The sequence below is a fragment of the Sphingomonas crusticola genome (genome assembly GCF_003391115.1).
GTDB classification, from domain to species: Bacteria; Pseudomonadota; Alphaproteobacteria; order Sphingomonadales; family Sphingomonadaceae; genus Sphingomonas_I; species Sphingomonas_I crusticola.
Genome location: NZ_QTJP01000001.1, coordinates 3,148,941 through 3,167,413 on the forward strand (window position 1 = coordinate 3,148,941; position 18,473 = coordinate 3,167,413).

Sequence of the window (18,473 nt, forward strand, 5' to 3'; positions counted from 1 at the left end):
CGGATCGCAGGAGCGCTAGGATAGGCCGTGGCCAAACGTCGTTCCTCCTCAACCCGCGGCGGCCTTGGCTGTCTGGTCCTGATCGTGCTGATCGTCATCGGGGCGGGGTGGCTCACCATCCATCGCAATTGGACCGGGCCTGGCCCGGCGCAGCATGCCACCGCGGTGGTAGTGCCGCCGGGCTCGACTTTGGCCGCCGCCGCGCGCGAGCTGGAGAAGGTCGGTGCGGTGCGTTCCACCACCGGCTTCCTGCGTTTCGCGCGCCGCTTCGGCTCGTCCGCGCCGATCAAGGCGGGCGAATATGAGATCGCGCCGCATATGAGCGCGCGTGAAATCCTCGCACTGCTGCAGAGCGGCCGAACCGTGCAGCGCCTGATCACGATCCCCGAAGGTATGCCATCGATCGAAGTGTTCGAGCGGCTGGCCAAGGAGAAGCTGCTCACCGGCAAATTGCCGGTGCCGCCCGAGGGCTCGGTGCTGCCCGGAACCTATAGCTTCCAGCGGGGCGAGCCGCGCAGGGCGGTGCTCAAGCGCATGCAGGATGCCATGACGCAGACGCTCAACCAATTGTGGATGACGCGCAAGGCGAACAGCGTCGTCAGCTCCAAGCACGACGCGCTGACGCTTGCCTCGATCGTCGAGAAGGAGACCGGCGTTCCCGAGGAGCGGACGATGGTGGCGGGCGTCTATTCGAACCGGCTGCGGACGGGAATGCGGCTTCAGGCCGATCCGACGATCATCTACCCGCTCACCAAGGGCAAACCGCTCGGGCGGCGGATCAAGCTGAGCGAGGTACGCGCGCAAAACGATTATAACACCTATTCGATGGCGGGGCTGCCGATCGGGCCGATCACCAATCCAGGTCGCGATGCGATCGCGGCAGTGCTCGCGCCGGCCAATACCCAGGCGCTATATTTCGTCGCCGACGGTAAGGGCGGCCACGTTTTCGCCAATGATCTCAAGGATCATAACGCCAACGTTCAGCGCTATTACAATCTGCGCAAGGCGCAGGGCAGCCGCTAGAGGCGCAGGCCCGCTGCTTCCGGCAAGCCGGCCGCGAGGTTGAGGTTTTGCACGGCCGCACCGGCAGCACCCTTGCCAAGATTATCGAGCGCCGCGACCAGCCGCGCCTGGCCGAAATCGTCGCTGCCGAACACGAACAATTCCAGCCGGTCCGTATTGGCCTGACGTTCGATCGGCAGGTCGCCGTGATGATCCTGGCTGACTGTTACGACCGCGCTGTGGCGGTAGGCTTCGGTCAGCGCCTCGCGCAGCTGTGCGATCCGTCCACGGGCAAGATCGAGATGGATCGGCACCTCGACCAGCATCCCGCGATAGGTACGCGCCACCGACGGCATGAAAATTGGCGGATGTGCGAGGCCGGCATGATGCTGCATCTCCGGCACATGCTTGTGGCCCAGCGTCAGGCCGTAAGCGTGGAAGGCGGTCGGCGTGGCATCCGTCAGCGATGCGTCCTCGAACCGCGCGATCAGCGATTTGCCGCCCCCGGAATAGCCGGAAACCGCGCTGACGCTGAGCCGGGTGTCGGCAGGCAGCAAGCCTGTACGGACCAGCGGGCGGACGAGCGCGAGAAAACCGGTTGGATAGCAGCCGGGATTGGATATGCGCTTGGCCGCCGCCACCGCCTCGCGCGCGCCGGCTTCCAATTCGGGGAAGCCATAGGTCCACGTTGGATCGGTGCGATACGCGGTTGAGGCGTCGATCACCCGCGTCGTGTCATTGTCGATCAACGACACGGCTTCCCGCGCCGCATCGTCCGGCAGGCACAGGATCACGATGTCGGCCTGGTTGAGGGCGTCGCGCCGGGCTGACGCATCCTTGCGCCTGTCCTCCGGCAGGACAAGCAGTTCGACATCACGCCGGCCGGTCAGCCGTTCGCGTATTTCCAGCCCGGTGGTACCGGCCGCGCCGTCGACGAAGACCTTGATCATCGGGCGATCCGCTTGCGCGCGATAATCGGCTTGTCGTGCAGCGGCGCGAGCCGAGCGACGACATCCGCCAGCGGCTCAATCACCGTCGCCATCCAATAGGCGTTGGCGTGGATCAGGCGTTCGGCATCGACCATCAGGCCAACATGGCCGGGGAAGAAGACGAGATCGCCGCGCCCGAGCGCCGTATCCTCGCCGAGCGCTTCGCCCAGCTGCTCGCGCTGCATGTCGCTGTCGCGCGGTGCGGCGATCCCGGCCAACTCCAACGCGCGCTGCACCAATCCGGAGCAATCGATACCGTCGGCACCCCTTCCACCCCAGCGATAAGGTGCGCCCAGCATGCTTTCGGCGACCGCCACCGCGTCACCCGCCACTTCGTCCAGCAGCGCGAGATGGCGCGGGTGAATATAGCCTTCCGCAACCCGCAAAAACCCGTCCTCCGGCTCGCCCGCAACCCGCGCTCCGATTGGCAGCGCCTTGATCACCGGGGCCTTGATGTCGGCATTGGCAAAGACCAGGGCAAGCGGCGCGACGATGCGATGGGTGGCGGCCGGTAGCGCGCCTAGAGCGGCAGCCGGGAGATAGCCGACATAATTGTCATGGGCACAGCGCCCCCATGCCCATTCGCCGGCTTGGTCGATCAGGGCAAAGCCCTCGCCATAGACCAGCTGCGAGATCGCCGGCGCCTGTTCGGACGGACGTGCCCGGATCGTCACGGCGTCGGCGATGCAGCGGCAGGGCTGCGCGCGCGCATAATGCGGCGCGAACAGCATGCCGGCGAGTTCGACATCGGCGATGTCCGGTCGGTAAGCGTGCGTACGGGGATCGAGCCGGCGCGAAGGCCCTTCCAGCCGAAACCCTTCAGGCCGCGGCGTGACGAACCTGTCGCGAGAGGTGCGCGGGCGTATCGCCGTCGATGAGTCCGCCGAAACCTTCAAGGAATTTATGCCCCATTTCCGTTGGCGCGATGAAGATGTTGCGCCGATCGGCCTCGTCACGCTCCCGGCGCAGATAGCCGAGCGCCCCAAGCGTGTTCAAGGCGCGCGTGACGACGGGCTTCGAAACGCCCAGCGCCTGGGCAAGCCCGCGCACGGTATGCGGCCCGGACGTCAGATAGACCAAGAGCAGCAACGCCATCTGGCGATTGGTAAGATCGGGCTGACCCGAGCGGACATAACCGACCAGCGTCTGCATCCATCCCGCCAGGGTTGTGTCGTGCATCATGCCAACGTCTCACTCGATGCTTAATTGCCTCGTCGGCAGGAAAACACGCGGGCGCGCCGTTTCGTTTCATTCGCGGTCACTATTTTGGACTTTGTCGCGCGATCAACCGGCGAATCGGCGCTGCAGCATCTCCCAGGCGGCGCGCAGACCGAGCGCGTCGCCACCTTTCGGGCGACCTGGCTTTGCCGTTGGGCGCCAGGCGAACGTATCGAAATGCGCCCATGGCACCGACGATTCAACGAACCGCTCCAGGAACAGCGCAGCGGTGATCGTACCGGCAAAGCCGCCGCCGGGGGCGTTGTTGATGTCTGCGACGTCAGACTTCAGCATCTCATTATAAGGCTGCCACAAAGGCAGGCGCCAAACCGGGTCGGAAACCTGCGTCGCCGCCTCCGCCAGCTCCGCCGCCAGGGCCTCATCATTAGCGAACAAGGCGGGCAGATCGGGGCCGAGCGCGACGCGTGCGGCGCCGGTGAGCGTCGCAAAGTCGAGCAACAGGGCGGGTTGCAGCTCGCACGCACGGGCGAGAGCGTCGCCGAGGATGAGGCGTCCCTCGGCGTCGGTGTTGCCGATCTCGACATGAAGTCCCTTGCGACTCTTGAGGATGTCGCCCGGGCGGAAGGCATCCGCCGAAATCGCATTTTCCACCGCGGGGACGAGCAGATGGAGATGAACCGGCAACCGCGCGTCCATGATCAGTCCAGCCAGCGCGATCGCGTGAGCGGCTCCCCCCATATCCTTCTTCATCAGCAGCATGCCGGCGGCGGGTTTGATGTCGAGCCCGCCGGAATCGAAACATACGCCCTTGCCGACCAAGGCGATGCGGGGATGGGCGGGGTTGCCCCATTCGATCTCGATCAGGCGCGGGCTACGCGCTTTGCTGGCGGCGCGGCCGACGGCATGGACCATCGGATACGCTTCGAGCAGGGCATCGCCCTGAACGACCGAGAATCTGGCGCCGTGCTTGTCCGCCACCGCTTTGGCGGCCGCTGCCAGTTCGGCGGGCCCGAGGTCGCCCGCGCCGGTGTCGACCAGATCGCGGACAAGCGCGGTGGCGTGCGCGAGGCGTAGCATCTGTTCGATCCGGGCTGGTTCCGAGGTCAGCAGGACACGCGGGCCCAGCAACTCGGGCGACTCGCGATACCGATCGAAGCGATGCTGCGCGAGCAGCCAACCAAGCGCCGCGTCACCGGGGACGCCGTCCGCCAGGCGATAGCTTCCTTCGGGCAGCTTGGCGGCGGCGGCGGCGAGTGTCCATGGGCCGCCCGCGGGGTCGACGCCGATCGCCACGCTCCATTCTTCGGCGGTTTCGCCGGGCAGGATCACGAACGTGTCGGCTTTGCCTTCGAACCGGGCGGCCTCCACCGCCGCGCGTGCTCGCGGGGGCTGGCGGTTGAGCCACTCCGCAAAGTCCGCCTTGCCCACGAGCGAAAGGGAGCGGGCAGGCTGCCCACGGTCGGCGGTGATCAGGGATGTGAAATCAGTCATCGGGTGGCGCTGCCAGAGATGAGCCCGTCCCTCAAGCGGTAGACCACCTGCGACGCCGAGCGGAAATCACGGTTCGAGCGAGGAGGCGACAATCGTGGCGCTGGCACGGGCGGCTAGCGCCGCCGACGATGTGCCAAGCCCGACCTCGTACCGGCCAGCCGGCACGCGCCAGCCATGCGCCTTCGCATCATATCGGCCGATCAGGCGGCGGTCGGCGGCCAGAGTAACCCGCCGGCTCTCTCCCGGCGCGAGCCCGATCTTTTCCCAGCCGATAAGCCGCAGCTCCGGCGCGCCGGCCAGGGATGTCAGATAAACTTGTGGTACGTCGGCGCCGGCGACTTTCCCAGTATTGCGGACGTTGAAGGAAACGGAAAGCGTGGTTCCGCCGGTGACGGCCAGATCCGAATAGTCAAATTGGCTGTAGCTGAGGCCGTAGCCGAACGGGAACAGCGGCTTCAGCTTCTGACGCGCATACCAGCGATAGCCCACGTCTGGGCCCTCACGATAGGGCAGGGGCAGCGGCTTGGTCCCGAGCGGAGGCCGCTCGCCATTGGCGCCGGCGCCGACGATCTCGGGGCGCGGCAATTGTTCAAGCGCCGCCGGGAAGGAAACCGGCAGACGCCCGGAAGGATTGACCCGTCCGGTCAACACATTGGCAATGGCAGGGCCACCGCGCCCGCCGGGATACCAAGCCTCCAGCACGGCGCCGACCTTGTCGAGCCAGGGCATCAACACGGGGCCCCCGGTTTCCAGTACGACGATCGTGCGGGGATTGGCAGCGGCGACCGCCGCAATCAGTGCGTCCTGGCCATTGGGCAGCGAGATATCGGGAATGTCGTAGCTCTCGGTTGCCCATTGCGTCGCGAAGACGATCGCGACGTCGGCCTTGCGTGCGGCCGCCGCGGCGCTGCCGGGGTAACGGCCATCATCGACCAGGAGCTCCGCTTCCGGCAAGAGCTCGTGGATTGCATCGAGCGGCGCGGACGGATGGTAGATCATCAGCCGCGGCGAGCCGAGCACGCCGGTGCCCATCACCGGAATTTGCAGGCCCGGACCTTCGATGGCGATGGTGGAGGACGACCCTCCGCCCGATGGCACGCCGAATTGCGCTTCGCCGCCGATGATCGCAATGCGTTTGACGGCCTTGAGCGGCAACAGCCCGCCATCATTCTTAAGCAGGACGATGCCACCTTCGGCTACGGCCTGCGAGGCTTTGGCGTTGGCCGCATAATCAATCGCGGCGAGCTTGGCCGGTCGGTCCATCACGCCGACGGCAAATAGGGTCCGCAAAATGCGGTGGACCATGTCGTCGAGCCGCGCTCGATAGGCGGGATCCCTGCGCACGGCCTCGGTCAGCGGGGCGCCGAAATAGACCTCGCGATCGAGCTGCTCGCCCGATTCCTGATCGAGCCCGTGCAGCGCGCTGTCGGTGCTGTGGACCGCGCCCCAGTCCGACATGACCCAACCAGGATAGCGCCAATCGCGCTTGAGCACCTGATTGAGCAGCCAATCGCTGTCACAGGCCTGGCGGCCGTTGACGAGGTTATAAGCGCACATCACGGACCCGGGCTTGCCGGTCTCGATCGCGATCTGGAAAGCGAGCAGGTCGCTTTCGCGCGCGGCCGCATCGCCGATGGTGGCATCGACAAAGAAGCGCCCCGTCTCCTGATTGTTGAACGCGAAATGCTTGATCGTCGAGACGACATTCTGGCTCTGGATGCCGCGGATCGCATCGCCGGTGAGGATACCCGCCAGCAGCGGATCCTCGCCGGCATATTCGAAGGTCCGGCCGTTGCGCGGCTCGCGCATCAGGTTGATGCCGCCGGCGAGCAGGACGTTGAAGCCCTTGCTCCACGATTCGTTGCCGAGCGCGACACCGGACTGATACGCCAGGGCGCGGCTCCACGTCGCCGCGGTCGCCATGATCGAGGGGAATGCGGTGGCGCCGTCGCCTGGGCGGATGTTGCCGGGATTGGTGACGCCGACACTGGCGTCCGCCTCCTGCAGATCGGGGATGCCCAGACGCGGGATGCCGGGGATGAAACCGGCCGAGCCGAGCGCGCGCTCCGGCTTGGGGATGCCCATCCGCGAACGGCCCATCGGGCCGTGGACGATGGTGAGCTTTTCCTCGGTCGTCATCTGCGCCTCGAGCAGCGAGGCACGCTGATCCGGGTCCAGCGCTTTATTCATCCACGGCGGCGGCGGGGCCGATACAGCCATTGTCGATGCGAGCAATGCAGTGACGATCGCGATCTTCGCCCGGTGTGCCGTCGCCATCCCCATCTCCCGTTTTGGAGAACCTCGCACGTGTCGGCAGCGCCCGCAATACGACCTTGGCATCATGGCAATGCGCGGTTCAGGCCCGCGGCCGTAGCCGGGCGTCTTCCGCCGGTTGAAGATCCGATTTTGGCAAGCAATCTGAAACACGATCCCATCGAACTTCCGGGGCGCTGGCTCGCCGCGGCCGTCGGCATGAGCCTGCTGATCGTGCTTGTGCTGATGGCGCGCGCGCAGGTGGAGATCGATCCGCGCAACATTGCCGACCGCCTGTTCGCACTGCTCACGGTCATTGCGATCGCCGTGCGGTTCATTCTCCGGCCCGCGCAATCCCGTGCGCAGCGGATCGCGCGCGACGCGATCGATCATGTCGGGCTGTTCGCGCTGATCGTGCTGGTCGGCGCATTGGCAAGCTATCCGGTCGCCGCAGATACGCGTGGGTTCGATGATTTCGCGCTCGAACGGGCCGACCGGTTGCTGCGCTTCGATTGGCTATCCTGGTACGAATTCGTGGCGGCGCACCCGCTGCTGCAGCTGGCGGAAAGCATCGCCTATCAGAGCATCTTCGCGACGCCCTTCATCCTGCTGGCCTATTTCGCCTACAGCGGGCGGAGAGCGGAAGCGCGGCTATTCATCGCCTCCTTCTGGCTCGCTGCCTTGTTCACGCTCGTGCTGTTCACGCTGGCGCCGGCGGAGGGGCCGCTGGCCTATCTGTGGCACGGCCGCATTCCCTATATGCCGGAGAGCGCGCTCTATCAGGCGCAGATCATTCCGATGTTGCGGCTGCATGCCGTACACAGCGTCGCGGTGACTTCGCTGCACGGCCTAGTGTGTGCGCCCAGTTTCCACACGGTGAGCGCCATCCTCTACATTATCGCGGCCTGGCCGATCCGGCGGCTGCGCTGGCCCCTGCTGGCGCTCAATCTGGCGATGCTGCTGGCGACGCCGGTCGAAGGCACGCATTACCTGACCGACATGATCGCGGGGACATTGGTGGCGGTGGTTGCGAGCCTCGCGGTCCGTCGGGGATTGCTGAGCCTTCTCGAAGAGCGCGCGGCCGTTGGCCAAGACCCCGGCTATGCCTTCCTGCGGCGAACGCGGAGCGGTGAGCTCATCCACCTGCTGGCACGCGAAAACAGCAACGGGCCGCGCGCGGTGGCGATCTTCCGCGAAATCGAGCGGCGCCATCTCGACTGATCAGGCGGCGACGGCTCCGAACAGGTCATGTTCGTCGGCATCCTCGATGTGAACGCGGACGATGTCGCCGGGGGTCAGCCCGTGCGTGTCGCGGAGATGCACTTCGCCGTCGATTTCCGGCGCATCCGCCTGCGAACGGCCTGAAGCGCCGCCTTCCTCGTCGACCGCGTCGATGATGACCTCAAGCGTCCGGCCGATCTTGGCCTGGAGCTTGGCGGTGGAGATGGCGGCGGTGCGCTCCATCAGTCGTGCGTAGCGCTCTTCCTTGACCTCCTCGGCGACCTGTCCGGGCAGGTCGTTCGCGGCGGCGCCCGCGACCGGCTCGAACCGGAACGCGCCGACGCGGTCGAGCTGCGCTTCGTCGAGCCATTGCAGCAGATATTCGAAGTCGGCCTCCGTCTCGCCCGGGAAGCCGACGACGAAAGTGGAACGGATCGTGATGTCCGGCGCGATGCTGCGCCAGTTGCGCAGCCGTTCGAGCACCTTGGCGTCGTTGGCGGGGCGCTTCATCGCGCGCAGTACGGACGGCGCGGCATGCTGGAAGGGGATGTCGAGATAGGGGAGCACTAAGCCCTCAGCCATCAGCGGGATGACGCGGTCCACGTGCGGATAGGGATAGACATAGTGCAGCCGCACCCATGCACCCAGCTGGCCAAGGTGGCGGGCGAGATCGGTCATGTCGGCGCGGACTTCGCCGCCGCCTTTCAGCGGATAGGAAGCGTGGCGCAGATCGAGGCCATAGGCGGACGTATCCTGGCTGATCACCAGCAATTCGCGCGTTCCGGCGGCGACCAGTTTTTCGGCCTCGCGCAGTATCGCATCCGGGCGGCGGCTGACGAGATCGCCGCGCAGTGCCGGAATGATGCAGAAGGAGCAGCGGTGATTGCAGCCCTCCGAAATCTTGAGATAGCTGTAATGTTTGGGCGTAAGCTTGAGGTCGCCGCCGAACGAAGCTTGCGGGACGAGATCGAGGTAAGCGGATGGCGGCACGGGCGCCGCCTCGTGGACCGCGCCGACGACCTGCTCATATTGATGCGCGCCGGTGACGGCGAGGACCTGGGGGAAGCGCGCACGGATGATTTCGGCGTCCTTGCCCATGCAGCCGGTGACGATGACGCGGCCATTCTCCGCGATCGCCTCGCCGATCGCATCGAGGCTTTCCTCCTTGGCGGAATCAAGGAAGCCGCACGTGTTGACGAGCACGATGTCCGCCCCCGCATAATCGGGCGACATGCGATAGCCGTCGGCGCGCAGCTTGGTCAGGATGCGCTCGCTGTCGACCAAGTTCTTGGGACAGCCGAGCGACACCATGCCGACCTTGGGCGGGGAGGGAAGGGTGGTTGCCATGGGGAAGCGGGCCACATAGCGTGACATGGAGGAAATTACGAGGGGTGTGCTGCATGCGATTGTCGGTTTCGGTGCTGGCGGGTCTGATCGCCTCCGCTCCCCTCGCGGCCCAGATGCCGGTGGTGCCGGTACCCGCGAGCCTGCCCGCGCATGGCGATACGCCCACGGTCGACTATGCCCAGCCCGGCAACTGGATCTGCCGGCCCGGCGTCGACGACGGCACCTGCTCGGCCAATCTCGATGCGATGAGGATCGATGCGGCGGGGGCACGGACGCTGGCGCCCTATGTTGCCGCCAAGGATCCGCCGATCGACTGCTTCTATGTCTATCCGACCGCCTCGACCGACAAGACGCTGTACAGCGATCTCGTGCCGGATGCGGAGGAGAAGCGCTCGGTCCATGGACAGGCCGCGCGGCTGGGCGCCCAGTGCCGGGTGTTCGTACCGGCCTATCATCAGCTGACCATCACCGCCTTGCGCTATTCGATGGCGCAGTCGGCGGTGGGCAAGGCTGCCCCCAATTTCGATTTCGGCATTCCCTATCGCGACGTGCTGGCGGCATGGCGCAGCTATATGGCGCGCGACAATCATGGCCGCGGGGTCGTGCTGGTTGGGCACAGCCAGGGCGCGATCCTGCTCAAGCAGCTCATCGCTGAGGAGATTGACGGCAAGCCCGCGCAGAAATTGTTGGTGGCGGCCTATCTCGCCGGCAACGTCGGGCTCGACCAGGCGAGCTTCAAGGCGATCCTCCCGTGTACGGCGGCGAACCAAGCGGGCTGCGTGGTCGCCTGGTCGACTTATTTCGAGGGTTATGACGGGCCGCGTGTTTTCGGCGCAACCGCGGGTGGGGCTGCGTTATGCGTGAGCCCGGCGGCGATCGGGGGCGGGCGCGGCACGCTCGATGGCTTCCTGGGCAAGCCCAGCTTTGCCCCAGCGGGCGATCCGCCGTTGATCGAGATGGCGGGCCAGCTGAGCGGCGAATGCGTGACTGATGCGCAGGGCGCGGTGCTGCGGGTGCGGGTCGAGCCGGGCCCGAATGCGGAATTGCTGCGGCTTGGTTTGCAGCGTTACAGCCCGGCGCCACCGTGGGGGCTGCATCCGCTCGATATCAGCCTGGTTCAGGGCAATATGATCGAATTGATCGGGCAGCAGAGCCGGTCCTGGCTCACGAAGCGGTAGATGCCTTTCCCTGCTTAATCGCGGCGGCGTGTTGCGCGCCTCGCAATGACGAGGTCTAGTTGTCGGGAGTGTCGCTGTCGTCGCCGCTGCCGCCGCGCCGGGGGAGCAGGCGCATTGGATTGACCGGTTTGCGGCCTTGCAGGACCTCGAAGAAAAGCTGCGGGCGGTCGGCGCTGGTGCCGCTCATGCCGACCTTGGCGATGGTCTGGCCGATCTTCACGGACTGGCCGCGCTTGACCAGCAATTTATCGGCATTGCCGTAGATCGTGACCCAGCCGCTGCCGTGCCGGACGAGCACGACGTTGCCGAAAGCCGGATGCTGGCCGACCCACAGCACCACGCCGTCGGCGGCGGCGGCAATCGCAGTGCCGAGGGGGGCGGCGACATTGATGCCGTCGTTGCGGCCGCCATTGGCCATCGGCCCGTACGGGCGAATCATCCTGCCCTCGAGCGGCCAGGCGAAGCGGCCGCCAAATTGCACCACCGGCTCCGCCACCGCTGTGGTCGGCGGGAGGGTACGCACGGGCGAGGGGGTCGGCGCGGCGGGCTGGGCGGTGGGCGCGAGCGCGGGCTCGCTGCCGGTCGCGATATCGGTGAGGTCGATGGTGAAGGCGGCGGCACGCTGCTCGAGCGTCATCTTCGCCACTTCCTTCGTCGCGGGGATCATCAGCCGCTCGCCCGCGCGCAGCGTGAAGGGTTCGTTGAGATGATTGATTTCTACGATGCGTGACCATTCCACGCCGTAAGCGCGGGCGATGGCGATACCGCTCTGGCCCTTGCGGACCGTGTGATAACGCCCGGCCGGGATTTTGAGCTTTTGGCCGGGCCGCAATGTGTAGGGCGGGTCGAGATCGTTTTCGTGCGCGATCACCGCGTTGCCCGCGCCAGTCTTGCGCACGACCGCGGACAGGGTGTCGCCGGGCTGCACGACATAGGTGGATTTGGCGACATCGGCCGCGTCTGGCGCAACCTTGGCAACATCCCACACCGGTTTTTGTCCGCCCGCAGGCTTGGGATCGACGAACAGAAGGTTGGGCGTGGGGGCGAAGGTGCCCTTGATCACTCCCGGCCTTGCCGCAGAGGGTTTGGCGGGAGGCGCCTTGTCGGACGCCGCGGCCGATGCAAGGCTCAACGCAAGCAAGGCCGCCGCGATCGTCATGCCGGCAGCAAGCGCTCCAACCCGCCCATATAGGGCTTGAGCACGTCGGGCACCGCGACCGACCCGTCGGCTTGCTGGTAATTCTCAATCACCGCCACAAGCGTGCGGCCAACCGCGAGACCGGAGCCATTGAGCGTATGGACGAACGCGGTGGCGCCCTTGCCGCTCGCGGCCTCGGCCGGGCGATAACGCGCGTCCATGCGGCGCGCCTGGAAGTCGCCGCAATTCGAGCAGCTGGAAATCTCGCGATAGGTCTGCTGCCCCGGCAGCCACACCTCCAGATCGAACGTCTTGCGCGCGGTGAAGCCCATGTCGCCCGCGCAGAGCAGCATGCGGCGATAGGGGAGTTCCAGCGCCTCCAATATGCCCTCGGCGGCGCGGGTCATGCGTTCATGCTCATCGTCCGAGCATTCGGGCGCGGCGATGGCGACAAGCTCGACCTTTTCGAACTGATGCTGGCGGATGAGGCCGCGCGTGTCGCGCCCGGCCGCTCCTGCTTCCGAGCGGAAGCAGGCCGTCAGCGCGGTGAAGCGCAACGGCAGATCCGCTTCGGCAAGGATCTGGCCGGCCGCCAGGTTGGTAAGGCTGACTTCTGCGGTGGGGATCAGCCAACGGCCATCGGTCGTCCTGAACGAATCGTCGGCGAATTTGGGAAGCTGGCCGGTGCCGAACATCGCTTCGTCGCGCACCAGCAGAGGCGGCGCAACCTCCTGATAGCCGTTGGCCATGGTCTGCACGTCGAGCATGAACTGCCCAAGCGCACGGTGAAGGCGCGCCGCTTGCCCGCGCAGGACGGTGAAGCGGGCGCCGGAAAGGCGCGCGCCCGCCTCGAAATCCAGGCCCAGGGCCGGGCCGATATCGGCGTGATCGCGCGCTGTGAAATCCAGCGCGCGGGGTTCACCCCATCTCTTTTGCTCGACATTGCCGGCCTCGTCGGCGCCTTCGGGTACGTCGGCGGCAGGAATATTGGGGATAGCGGCAAGCGCCTCGTCCAGCCCGCGGGCGGCCTGTGCCGCCTCGCCTTCAAGCGCCGCCATGCGGTCCTTGATGCCTGCCACCTCGGCCATCAGCGCTTCCGCCGCCGCCTCGTCGCGCGCAGCCTTGGCTTTGCCGATCCCCTTGGAAACCTCGTTGCGGCGCGTCTGCAATTCCTGCGCCTCGGTCACGCGGGCGCGGCGCTCCAGATCGAGCTGCAGCAGCCCGGCCGACTGCGGACCGAGGCCTCGCTTTTGCAGCCCGGCGTCGAAGGTGGCGGCGTCTTCGCGGATGGCGCGGATGTCGTGCATGGCGGGCTAATGACCGTGCGGCGCGGCGCGTGCAAGCCTGCAACCGCCCCGCGCAAATGCGCGTTAGGGGTCCGAAACGACATGGAGACGAAGCAATGCGCATTCCCCACGACAGCTATGTTCTGGTCGCCGACGGTGCCAAGATGCTGTTCTTCCGGAATGAAGGCGATGCGGACAATATCAGCCTGACCGTTGTTGCGGCCGAGCAGCAGGCCGATCAGGCGGATCGCGATATCAAGACCGATATGGCGGGGCAGAAGCCCGCAGGTTCCGGTGCCGGCGGATCGACCGCGGGCGAGGCCGATTTCCACCAGCAAGCGGAGGATCGCTTTGCCGCCGAGGCGGCCGAGCGCATCAATCGCGCGGCGCTGGCCAATCAGTTCGAGAAGCTGATCATCGTCGCACCGCCCAAGACACTGGGCGAGCTACGCAAACATTACCACAAACAGGTAGAGGGCAAGATCGCGGCGGAAATCGCGAAGGATCTCACCGGTCATCCGGTGGACAAGATCGAGTCGATCCTCCAGAAACATGAAGAAAAGAACGCCTGAACCCGGCAGCGCCACGCTTTATCCCGCGCAATGCTGCCTGACCGTCTACACTTCTTATGTTGGTGCAGTGTGATCGAGATTTCGTTCAAGGAGAGTGCAATGAAATATCTGGTTTTTGCATTGGCTGGTTCGGCGATGCTTGCCGGTCCTGCTTTCGCCCAGGCAACGCAGCCGGCGCCCGCAGCAAGTGCGGCGGCATCGGCGGCGGCGCCTAACGTGACGGTCGGTGCGACCGTCAGCGATACGACGGGCGCACCCGTCGGCACGATCGAGTCCGTTGCCAACGGCAGCGCGGTCCTGTCGACCGGTACCGCCAAGGCGGCGATCCCCGTCACTTCATTTGCGAAGGGCGCCAACGGTCTGGTGGTCGCCATCACCAAGGCGCAGCTGGAGGCGCAGGTCGCCCAGGCGACGACGCCGACGGAGATAACGGTCGGCACCGCGGTCAACGACGCCAAGGGCGGCGTGGTCGGCAAGGTCGACGCGGTATCGGGGGATCTGGTGACGGTGGCCACCGCCAACACCAAGGCGCAGCTCCCGAAGACGGCCTTCGCGAAAGGTCCGAACGGGCTGGTGATTGCGATGACGGCATCGGAACTGGATGCAGCCGCCAAGGCCGCGGCCCCAGCCGCCAAGACGCCGGGCTAAGGATATCCACAACTAATTTAGGTTTAAGGCGGCGCGCGACATTTTGTTGTGCGCCGCCCGCTTGTTAGGCCCATCGCTCCCGCGTATAGGCGCGCCCAGGGCAGACGGGGCGGGGGCCACGGCCAACGTTCCGCAAGGGTCGGGTGATTACTCACATGGCTACGGCGGCGAAACGTATCGACGAGCAGGACGACATCGCGGACATTGATCAGGACTATCGACCGACGGCGGGCGAAGAGTTCATGAATCCCCGCCAGCAGGAATATTTTCGGCGCAAATTGCTGGACTGGAAGGATTCGATCCTTCGTGAGTCGCGCGATACGCTCGCCCAGCTTCAGGTCGATTCGCTGCGCGAACCGGACGTGACCGATCGTGCTTCTTCGGAAACCGATTGGAGCCTTGAGCTGCGCACCCGCGATCGCCAGCGCAAGCTGATCACCAAGATCGAGGCGGCCATTCGCCGCATCGACGAGGGCGAATATGGTTATTGCGAAGTGACCGGCGAGCCGATCTCGCTCGCGCGGCTCGAAGCGCGTCCGGTCGCGACGATGACGGTCGAGGCGCAGGAGCGCCACGAGCGCAACGAGAAAGTCTCACGCGACGAATAGGCTTCATGCGTGGTTAAGTCTTTTCCAACGATCATCGACAGATAAGCGGGGAAACTGCGTTTGGGGATGACGGTGGAGCGGCCTTTCAAGCACCTGAAGGTGGCAGTAGCCGACCAGCGCGTCGGTTCGTCGCGGGCCGACGCCCGCGAAAGCGTGCTGTTGATGGCGATGTTGCGCGGTCCGCGCGCTCCCCATGTCCCGGTGCGGGTCCGCAATCTCTCCGCAGGGGGGATGATGGTCGTCAGTCAGGTGCTGGTTTGCCCCGACGATGCCGTCAAAGTCGAACTGGCAGGCGTCGGCACGATCGAGGGCAAGGTTGCCTGGGTGTTCAGCGGCCGTATCGGCATTCAGTTCGACAAGCCGATCGATCCACTTCTGGCCGAAACGACCGTGAGATCGCGATAATCGAGCCGGCCAGCGGCAAGCGCTGCGCGGGCTAGCCGGAACCTGCCGCCGCCGCGAACGGTTTGGCGCGGATGGATAAAAGCACCCCTACTCGCTCAGCGAAACTTGCCGGCTTGGGGCTGGCGGCGGGCTTTGTCGGCAGCCTTTTCATGATGGCGAGCCAGAAAACCGAGATGCGGCTGACCGGGCGTGCGGCGTCCGACACGCCTGCCGAAGCGGTCGAGACGATCACGGGCAGCGAAGCGGCCGACAAAGCTTCGCAACAGCGGCTTACGACGGCCGCGCATTTCGCGTTCGGAAGCGGCCTGGGGGTGGGGTTGGCGGCGCTCGGCAAGGTGCCCGAGCCGACGCGTGGCGCGGTGTTCTTCGTGGGAGCATGGGGTGCCGGTACGGCGCTGATCACGGTGCTGGGCCTGTCCGATCCGCCGACCAAGTGGGACGCGCAGCAGCTTGCGACCGATATCGGCCATCATGCGGTTTATGCGGCAAGCGCGGCGGCGGCGTTCGTGGCGTTGCGGCGGCTGGCGCGGGTTTAGATTTTCGTTCGCCGGTCGTTGCGAGGAGCATAGCGACGACGCGCTCCAGCGATCGTTTGAACTGGATTGCTTGCCTTCCGCGACCCTCGGTTCGCTGTGCCCGCAATGACGGTCTGCCGCGGCCGGCCTCAACGATTGACGCTCCTTAGGGCGCGGCGATATAGGCGCGCTTCAGGCGGCCCGCTTGGGTCGCCTTTTTCTTTTCCGGAGCTTTCCGAACGACATTTCGTCGAATGATCAAGGAGTCCGTTTCGATGCCGATCACGCCTCTCATGCCCGTCTACCCACGGTGTGGCGTGCGTCCGGTACGCGGCGAGGGCGCCTATCTGATCGGCGAGCAGGGCGAACGCTATCTCGACATGGCCGCCGGCATCGCGGTCAATATCCTCGGCCACGGCCACCCCGTTCTGGTGAAGGCGATTGCCGACCAGGCGGCGACCTTGATGCACGTTTCCAATTTGTACGGTAGCCCTCAAGGCGAGCATTTCGCGCAGCGGCTGGTCGACAAGACGTTCGCCGATACGGTCTTCTTCACCAATTCCGGCGCCGAGGCGATCGAGTGCGCGATCAAGACGGCGCGCCGCTATCATTATGTCAACGGTACGCCCGAGAAGAACCGCATCATCAGCTTCTCCAACGCCTTTCACGGGCGGACGATGGGCGCCATCTCGGCGACCAATCAGGCCAAGATGCGCGACGGATTCGAGCCGCTGCTGCCGGGCTTCACCGTCGTCCTGTTCAACGACCTTGGCGCGGCCGAAGCAGCGATCGGGCCGGACGCCGCGGCCTTCCTGATCGAGCCGATCCAGGGCGAGGGCGGCATCTTGCCGGCGACGCAGGAGTTCCTCGCCGGGCTGCGCAGACTGGCGAACGAGAATGGCATGCTGCTGATCCTGGACGAGATTCAGTGCGGCTATGCGCGTACCGGCACCTTCTTCGCCTATGAGCAATATGGCATCACGCCGGATATCATGACGGTCGCCAAGGGCATTGCCGGCGGCTTCCCGCTCGGTGCCTGCCTCGCGACCGAGGAAGCGGCCAAGGGGATGGTGATCGGCACGCACGGTTCGACCTATGGCGGTAACCCGCTGGCGATGGCGGCGGGCGAGGCGGTGCTCGACATCGTCGGCGAGCAGGACTTTCTGGAGAATGTCCAGCGGATGGGCGACCGCTTGCGCCAGGCGCTGGAGCAATTGCTGCCCAATCACGATCATCTGTTCGACAGCGTGCGCGGCGTCGGGCTGATGCTTGGCATCAAGCTCAAGAGCGACAGCCGCGCGTTCGTGGCGCATCTGCGCGACAATCACGGGCTGCTGACGGTGGCGGGCGGCGACAATGTCGTGCGCGTCCTGCCGCCGCTCAATATCGACGAAAGCCACATCGCCGAATGTATCGAGAAATTGTCGGCGGGTGCGCGCAGCTATCGGGTGCCGGAGGCGGCTTAACAATATCCCGCTCATCCTGAGGAGGCATTGAGCTTGACGAAATGCTGTCTCGACCATTCTTCGAGACAAGCTTCGGCAAGCTCGGCTCTCCTCAGGATGAGCGGAAGGGGATTGGAAGTTATGACCCGTCACTTCATCGACCTTGCCGATGCAGGCAGCGATGGCATCCGTGCGATGCTGGACGATGCGCGGCGCCGCAAGCTGACGCGCGCGGGCTGGCCCAAGGGCAAGGCGGACGTCGACCGGCCGCTCGACGGCCATGTGCTGGCGATGATCTTCGAGAAGAATTCGACCCGCACGCGGGTGTCGTTCGACATGGCGATGCGGCAATTGGGCGGCACGACCATCGTGATGGATGCGGGGTCGATGCAGCTCGGCCGCGGCGAGAGCATCGCCGATACGGCACGGGTATTATCGCGCTATGTCGATGCGATCGTGATCCGTACCGACGATCACAACAAGGTCGTCGAGATGGCGCGCCATGCGACCGTGCCGGTGATCAACGGCCTGACCGATCATAGCCATCCCTGCCAGATCATGGCCGACCTGCTCACCGTGATCGAGCGGCGCGGCAGCGTTGAGGGCTCGCGCTGGGCATGGCTGGGCGACGGCAACAATGTGCTGCATTCGATCATCGAGGCAGGGAGCCTGCTCGGTTTCGACGTCACCGCCGCTTGCCCGGAGGGCTATGATCCCGATCCGGCGGTGGTGGATGCCGCCAAGGCGCGGTCGGGCAATCATCCGTTCGTGCTGACCCGCGATCCCGAACTTGCCGGTGCGGGCGCGGATATCGTGGTGACGGACACATGGGTGTCGATGGGCCAGGCGCATGCCGACGAAAAGCTCGCGGCGCTGGCGCCCTATCAAGTGACCGAGGAGTTGATGGCAGGCGCCGCAGCGGACGGGCTGTTTCTCCACTGCCTGCCCGCGCACCGCGGCGAAGAAGTGGCCGATGCGGTCATCGACGGCCCTCAATCAGCGATCTGGGACGAAGCCGAAAATCGGCTGCATGCGCAGAAAGCGGTATTGTTATGGTGTCTGGCGAGGCTTTAGGCAGCACTGTCACCCTAGCGGAAGCTGGGTCTCGGGAGAGAGCGTGCGCCAGCCTCGCAGTCTCAGCTTTCGCGGGGATGGCGACGTCGAGCCCGGATCGATGGGTGTCGCAAAAACCCGAA

At 65.6% G+C, this 18,473-nt stretch carries 18 protein-coding genes; 10 read left to right on the forward strand and 8 right to left on the reverse strand.

Translation table 11 applies throughout. The annotated features are described in order from the left end of the window. Window positions 1–27: 27 nt before the first annotated feature. Window positions 28–1,023 carry an endolytic transglycosylase MltG gene (mltG, locus tag DX905_RS14910; RefSeq protein ID WP_116092042.1) on the forward strand — a complete coding sequence of 332 codons (996 nt, stop codon included), beginning with the start codon at window positions 28–30 and terminating at the stop codon, window positions 1,021–1,023. Here the strand turns inward: mltG and argC are convergent. The 5 genes from argC to DX905_RS14935 form a co-directional block, all read right to left on the reverse strand. Continuing rightward, window positions 1,020–1,952 (reverse strand): N-acetyl-gamma-glutamyl-phosphate reductase, encoded by a 933-nt coding sequence (argC, locus tag DX905_RS14915; protein ID WP_116092043.1) that lies wholly within the window; start codon window positions 1,950–1,952, stop codon window positions 1,020–1,022. The two genes, mltG and argC, sit on opposite strands and share 4 nt — an antisense overlap. Continuing rightward, on the reverse strand, window positions 1,949–2,722 hold the full coding sequence (locus DX905_RS14920; RefSeq protein ID WP_116092044.1) for an NlpC/P60 family protein: 774 nt from the start codon (window positions 2,720–2,722) through the stop codon (window positions 1,949–1,951). The genes argC and DX905_RS14920 overlap by 4 nt, the downstream gene beginning before the upstream one ends. Before the next feature lie 88 nt (window positions 2,723–2,810). Next, window positions 2,811–3,170 (reverse strand): MarR family winged helix-turn-helix transcriptional regulator, encoded by a 360-nt coding sequence (locus tag DX905_RS14925; RefSeq protein WP_240320972.1) that lies wholly within the window; start codon window positions 3,168–3,170, stop codon window positions 2,811–2,813. 105 nt (window positions 3,171–3,275) lie between these two features. Continuing rightward, window positions 3,276–4,661 (reverse strand): leucyl aminopeptidase family protein, encoded by a 1,386-nt coding sequence (locus tag DX905_RS14930; RefSeq protein WP_116092045.1) that lies wholly within the window; start codon window positions 4,659–4,661, stop codon window positions 3,276–3,278. A 66-nt stretch (window positions 4,662–4,727) separates the two neighbouring features. Beyond that, a complete protein-coding gene (locus DX905_RS14935) occupies window positions 4,728–6,938 on the reverse strand; it encodes a beta-glucosidase (RefSeq protein ID WP_240320878.1) in 2,211 nt (736 codons plus the stop codon). Between the two features lie 129 nt (window positions 6,939–7,067). Here DX905_RS14935 and DX905_RS14940 point away from each other — a divergent pair, with 129 nt between their 5' ends. Next, window positions 7,068–8,135: a phosphatase PAP2 family protein gene (locus DX905_RS14940; RefSeq protein WP_240320879.1), complete on the forward strand. Its 1,068-nt coding sequence runs from the start codon at window positions 7,068–7,070 to the stop codon at window positions 8,133–8,135. Here DX905_RS14940 and rimO read toward each other — a convergent pair whose 3' ends face one another. Next, window positions 8,136–9,482, reverse strand: coding sequence for a 30S ribosomal protein S12 methylthiotransferase RimO (gene rimO, locus DX905_RS14945; RefSeq protein ID WP_116092047.1), 1,347 nt, complete (start codon window positions 9,480–9,482; stop codon window positions 8,136–8,138). Between the two features lie 53 nt (window positions 9,483–9,535). Here rimO and DX905_RS14950 point away from each other — a divergent pair, with 53 nt between their 5' ends. Continuing rightward, entirely contained in the window at window positions 9,536–10,660 is a 1,125-nt protein-coding gene (locus DX905_RS14950) for a DUF3089 domain-containing protein (RefSeq protein WP_116092048.1), read from the forward strand. A 55-nt stretch (window positions 10,661–10,715) separates the two neighbouring features. Here DX905_RS14950 and DX905_RS14955 read toward each other — a convergent pair whose 3' ends face one another. Both DX905_RS14955 and serS read right to left on the reverse strand, forming a co-directional pair. Further along, a complete protein-coding gene (locus DX905_RS14955; protein WP_116092049.1) occupies window positions 10,716–11,819 on the reverse strand; it encodes a M23 family metallopeptidase in 1,104 nt (367 codons plus the stop codon). Further along, complete coding sequence (serS, locus tag DX905_RS14960) at window positions 11,816–13,105, reverse strand: serine--tRNA ligase (protein WP_116092050.1); 1,290 nt, start codon at window positions 13,103–13,105, stop codon at window positions 11,816–11,818. The genes DX905_RS14955 and serS overlap by 4 nt, the downstream gene beginning before the upstream one ends. Window positions 13,106–13,200: 95 nt before the next feature. Between serS and DX905_RS14965 the strand changes: the two genes are divergently transcribed. From DX905_RS14965 to argF, 7 genes are all read left to right on the forward strand, one after another. Further along, complete coding sequence (locus tag DX905_RS14965; RefSeq protein WP_116092051.1) at window positions 13,201–13,656, forward strand: host attachment family protein; 456 nt, start codon at window positions 13,201–13,203, stop codon at window positions 13,654–13,656. A 99-nt stretch (window positions 13,657–13,755) separates the two neighbouring features. Then, window positions 13,756–14,304: a hypothetical protein gene (locus DX905_RS14970; protein WP_116092052.1), complete on the forward strand. Its 549-nt coding sequence runs from the start codon at window positions 13,756–13,758 to the stop codon at window positions 14,302–14,304. 155 nt (window positions 14,305–14,459) lie between these two features. Beyond that, complete coding sequence (dksA, locus tag DX905_RS14975) at window positions 14,460–14,912, forward strand: RNA polymerase-binding protein DksA (protein ID WP_116092053.1); 453 nt, start codon at window positions 14,460–14,462, stop codon at window positions 14,910–14,912. A 66-nt stretch (window positions 14,913–14,978) separates the two neighbouring features. Next, entirely contained in the window at window positions 14,979–15,317 is a 339-nt protein-coding gene (locus DX905_RS14980) for a PilZ domain-containing protein (RefSeq protein ID WP_116092054.1), read from the forward strand. Between the two features lie 71 nt (window positions 15,318–15,388). Then, window positions 15,389–15,853 carry a hypothetical protein gene (locus DX905_RS14985; protein WP_162875667.1) on the forward strand — a complete coding sequence of 155 codons (465 nt, stop codon included), beginning with the start codon at window positions 15,389–15,391 and terminating at the stop codon, window positions 15,851–15,853. A 254-nt stretch (window positions 15,854–16,107) separates the two neighbouring features. Further along, window positions 16,108–17,298, forward strand: a complete 1,191-nt coding sequence (locus DX905_RS14990; protein WP_116092602.1) for an aspartate aminotransferase family protein — start codon at window positions 16,108–16,110, stop codon at window positions 17,296–17,298. A 120-nt stretch (window positions 17,299–17,418) separates the two neighbouring features. Beyond that, window positions 17,419–18,351 (forward strand): ornithine carbamoyltransferase, encoded by a 933-nt coding sequence (gene argF, locus DX905_RS14995; protein WP_116092056.1) that lies wholly within the window; start codon window positions 17,419–17,421, stop codon window positions 18,349–18,351. Window positions 18,352–18,473: the final 122 nt, after the last annotated feature.

Bases quoted from the DNA above. Each gene is read 5' to 3' on its own strand.
- argC (WP_116092043.1), bottom strand. From the start codon at position 1,952: ATGATCAAGGTCTTCGTCGACGGCGCGGCCGGTACCACCGGGCTGGAA.
- DX905_RS14920 (WP_116092044.1), bottom strand. From the start codon at position 2,722: ATGCTGTTCGCGCCGCATTATGCGCGCGCGCAGCCCTGCCGCTGCATC.
- DX905_RS14925 (WP_240320972.1), bottom strand. From the start codon at position 3,170: ATGCACGACACAACCCTGGCGGGATGGATGCAGACGCTGGTCGGTTAT.
- DX905_RS14930 (WP_116092045.1), bottom strand. From the start codon at position 4,661: ATGACTGATTTCACATCCCTGATCACCGCCGACCGTGGGCAGCCTGCC.
- DX905_RS14935 (WP_240320878.1), bottom strand. From the start codon at position 6,938: ATGGCGACGGCACACCGGGCGAAGATCGCGATCGTCACTGCATTGCTC.
- rimO (WP_116092047.1), bottom strand. From the start codon at position 9,482: ATGGCAACCACCCTTCCCTCCCCGCCCAAGGTCGGCATGGTGTCGCTC.
- DX905_RS14950 (WP_116092048.1), top strand. From the start codon at position 9,536: ATGCGATTGTCGGTTTCGGTGCTGGCGGGTCTGATCGCCTCCGCTCCC.
- DX905_RS14955 (WP_116092049.1), bottom strand. From the start codon at position 11,819: ATGACGATCGCGGCGGCCTTGCTTGCGTTGAGCCTTGCATCGGCCGCG.
- serS (WP_116092050.1), bottom strand. From the start codon at position 13,105: ATGCACGACATCCGCGCCATCCGCGAAGACGCCGCCACCTTCGACGCC.
- DX905_RS14965 (WP_116092051.1), top strand. From the start codon at position 13,201: ATGCGCATTCCCCACGACAGCTATGTTCTGGTCGCCGACGGTGCCAAG.
- DX905_RS14970 (WP_116092052.1), top strand. From the start codon at position 13,756: ATGAAATATCTGGTTTTTGCATTGGCTGGTTCGGCGATGCTTGCCGGT.
- dksA (WP_116092053.1), top strand. From the start codon at position 14,460: ATGGCTACGGCGGCGAAACGTATCGACGAGCAGGACGACATCGCGGAC.
- DX905_RS14980 (WP_116092054.1), top strand. From the start codon at position 14,979: ATGACGGTGGAGCGGCCTTTCAAGCACCTGAAGGTGGCAGTAGCCGAC.
- DX905_RS14985 (WP_162875667.1), top strand. From the start codon at position 15,389: ATGGATAAAAGCACCCCTACTCGCTCAGCGAAACTTGCCGGCTTGGGG.
- DX905_RS14990 (WP_116092602.1), top strand. From the start codon at position 16,108: ATGCCGATCACGCCTCTCATGCCCGTCTACCCACGGTGTGGCGTGCGT.
- argF (WP_116092056.1), top strand. From the start codon at position 17,419: ATGACCCGTCACTTCATCGACCTTGCCGATGCAGGCAGCGATGGCATC.